This window comes from Acinetobacter sp. YK3, from assembly GCF_001729365.1.
GTDB classification, from domain to species: domain Bacteria; phylum Pseudomonadota; class Gammaproteobacteria; order Pseudomonadales; family Moraxellaceae; genus Acinetobacter; species Acinetobacter vivianii.
On the sequence record NZ_LZPJ01000136.1, the window covers coordinates 1 to 3,413 of the forward strand.

Genomic DNA, 3,413 nt, shown 5'->3' on the forward strand with positions numbered 1-3,413 from the left:
GTGGCAACTTCATAGTTGGTACTGCCATCGGCATTTTTGGTTTCGCTGACAACGATGTTGTCACCTTCGGTCACTGTGGTTTTCGCTGCTTTCGCTGCATCACCCACTGCGCCAATGGCATCATTGATGTTGTCTTTGCCTGTACCTCCAATGTTCGGGTTGGTGTAGCGACCGGTGTTCGGATCATAGGTGGTGTTCCCACCAATGATGTTTTTCACACCTTCGCCTTGGGCATGAAGCTGGCTGCCGTTGATGGCATCAGTTGAGTCTGGGCTCACCGTACCTGGGGCAACATTGGTGAGTTTTTTACCGCCTGCATCAATGCCCTCTTTGGTCACGCTTGGACCACCTGCAATGGTTAGTCCGTCATTGTTAATAACCGTATCACCTGCAGTCACGCTATCCACTTTCAGATCACGGTTCAGGCTGTACTTAATGTCATTGCCTTCTTTGCTGACCTGTAAGTTTTCTTCACCCTCTGCTGTACCAATATCAACGGTATCGCCTGCTTTCACTGCAGCAGCATTTTCACCATTGCTTTGGAGTGTCCAGCCTTTGTCTAATGCGGTAATGGCATCGCCGACATTATTAACACTGTCACCATTCACGGTGTAGTTCGGTGCAGTCACTGTGCCGTCTGGATTGACTGTTGAACCACCACCCAACGCATCCGATACGCTTTGTGCTGTACCTGCCAATTGGCTACCGTTAATCGCATCGGTTGAATCAGGATTCACATCACCTGCTGCAACACCTGTGATTTTCTTATCGCCAGCATTGATACCTTCTTTAGTCACACTTGGGCCACCCACAATGGTTAGACCATCTGTATTAACAACGGTATCTCCCGCAGTCACACTATCCACAACCAAGTCTTTTGCAGTTGCAACTTCATAGTTGGTACTGCCATCGGCATTGGTTGATTCAGTCACAACAATGTTGTCACCTTCGGTCACTGTAGTTTTCGCTTTCGTTGCAGCAGCACCGACTGCACCAATCGCATCATTGATGTTGTCTTTACCTGTACCGCCGATGTCTGGATTGGTGTAACGACCCGTGTTTGGATCATAAGCAGTGTCACCACCGATAATGTCTTTCACACCTTCGCCTTGTGCATGGAGCTGGCTACCGTTAATCGCGTCAGTTGAATCCGCACTCACCGTGCCCGCAGTCACACCACTGATTTTGCCTGTTGCGCCATCAATGTTCACGTCGCCAACTTTAACCGAATCAAACTCAACATCATCCGCTGTCGCAACGGTATAAATGGTTTGTCCATTTGCACCTGTTTCGCTTTCAACGGTCATGTTTTTACCAGCTTCAACCTCGGTTTTTGCTGCCGCAGTTTCACCTTCAATCGCATCTGCAACGTTGGCATAGCCATTGTCATTGACCGTGAATGGACCATTCAGCTTGCCGCCTTCATTGGTTACACCTCCACCAAGCATGTCACCGACTGAGCCCACGCTGTCATTGAGCTGACCGCCATTGACTGCATCTTTAGAACCCGCAGCAACTTCACCATCAGCCACATTGGTAATTTTCTCACCACCCGCGTCGATACCTGTACGGCTCACGCTCGGTCCAACTGGTGCACCTGATGCATCTGTAAATGCCAGACCAGTACCATTCAGAATCGTACTATTACCTTGAGCATCTTTGATGGTCGTGCCAGCAGCTGTCGTTGCAGTGCTGTTGCCTTGCGCATCTTTAACAATGGTGCCACCAGCAACCATCGTGGTTGAGTTACCCACAGCATCTTTCACTTCAACACCGCTGTTATCCAGACGGGTATTGCCTGCAGTTACGCTATCTACTTTCAGGTCACGGTTCAGGCTGTACTTGATGTCATTGCCTTCTTTCGCAACTTGTAGGTTTTCTTCGCCGTCTGCTGTACCGATATCAACGGTATCACCCGCTTTTACTGCTCCTGCATTTGCACCATTGCTTTGTAGTGTCCAGCCTTTGTCTAATGCAGTGATCGCGTCACCCACATTGTTGACATCACTGCCATTCACCGTGTAATTCGGTGCAGTCACTGTGCCATCTGGGTTCACGGTTGAACCACCGCCCAAGGCATCCGATACGCTTTGTGCTGTGCCAGCCAATTGACTACCGTTAATGGCATCGGTTGAATCCGGGCTCACAGTACCTGCTGTCACGCCACTGATCTTGCCTGTCGCACCATCAATGTTCACGTCACCCACTTGCACCGAATCAAAGTTCACATCACGTGCTGTCGCAACTTCATAGTTGGTACTGCCATCAGCATTCTTCGATTCAGTGACAACAATGTTTTCACCTTCTGAAACCGTTGTTTTCGCTTCACGTGCTGCTTGTCCGATAGAACCAATCGCATCATTGATGTTGTCTTGACCTGTACCACCGATGTTCGAGTTGGTGTAACCACCTGTCTCTGGATCATAAACAGTGTCACCACCGATAATGTCTCTCACACCTTCGCCTTGTGCGTTTAACTGACTACCATTAATCGCGTCAGTTGAGTCTGGGCTAACAGTGCCTGGTGCAACATTAGTGATTTTATTACCACCAGCATCAATGCCATCTTTGGTCACGCTTGGACCACCAGCAATGGTCATACCATCTGTGTTCATCACAGTATCGCCAGCTGTTACGCTGTCTACTTTCAGGTCACGATTCAGGCTGTACTTGATGTCATTGCCTTCTTTCACGACCTGTAGATTTTCTTCGCCGTCTGCGGTACCAATATCAACGGTATCGCCAGCTTTAACCGCAGCTGCATTTTCACCATTGCTTTGTAAGGTCCAGCCTTTGTCCAACTCGGCAATCGCATCACCAACATTGTTCACGTCAGTGCCATTTACACTGTAGTTCGGTGCAGTCACTGTACCGTCTGGGTTTACAGTTGAACCACCACCCAAGGCATCCGATACGCTTTGCGCTGTACCTGCCAATTGGCTACCGTTAATGGCATCAGTTGAGTTTGGATTGACATCACCTGCGGTCACGCCAGTGATTTTGCCCGTAGCACCATCAATGCTCACGTCACCAACTTTGACTGTATTGAACTCAACATCATCCGCTGTCGCAACGGTATAAATGGTTTGTCCATTTGCACCTGTTTCACTTTCAACGGTCATGTTCTTGCCAGCTTCAACCTCGGTTTTTGCTGCCGCAGTTTCACCTTCGATCGCATCTGCAACGTTGGCATAGCCATTGTCATTGACTGTAAATGGACCGTTTAGCTTGCCACCTTCATTGGTTACACCACCACCAAGCATGTCACCAACTGAACCCACGCTATCATTGAGCTGACCGCCATTGACTGCATCTTTAGAACCCGCAGCAACTTCGCCATCAGCCACATTGGTGATTTTGGTATCTGCTGCATCAATGCCATCTTTGGTCACACTTGGACCGCCAGCAATGGT

1 pseudogene is annotated in these 3,413 nt (G+C 49.1%); it reads right to left on the reverse strand.

Features of this window, described 5'->3' with window-relative positions:
* Positions 1-3,413 (reverse strand): annotated as a pseudogene (locus tag A9Z07_RS16215) (hypothetical protein); the annotation flags it as partial.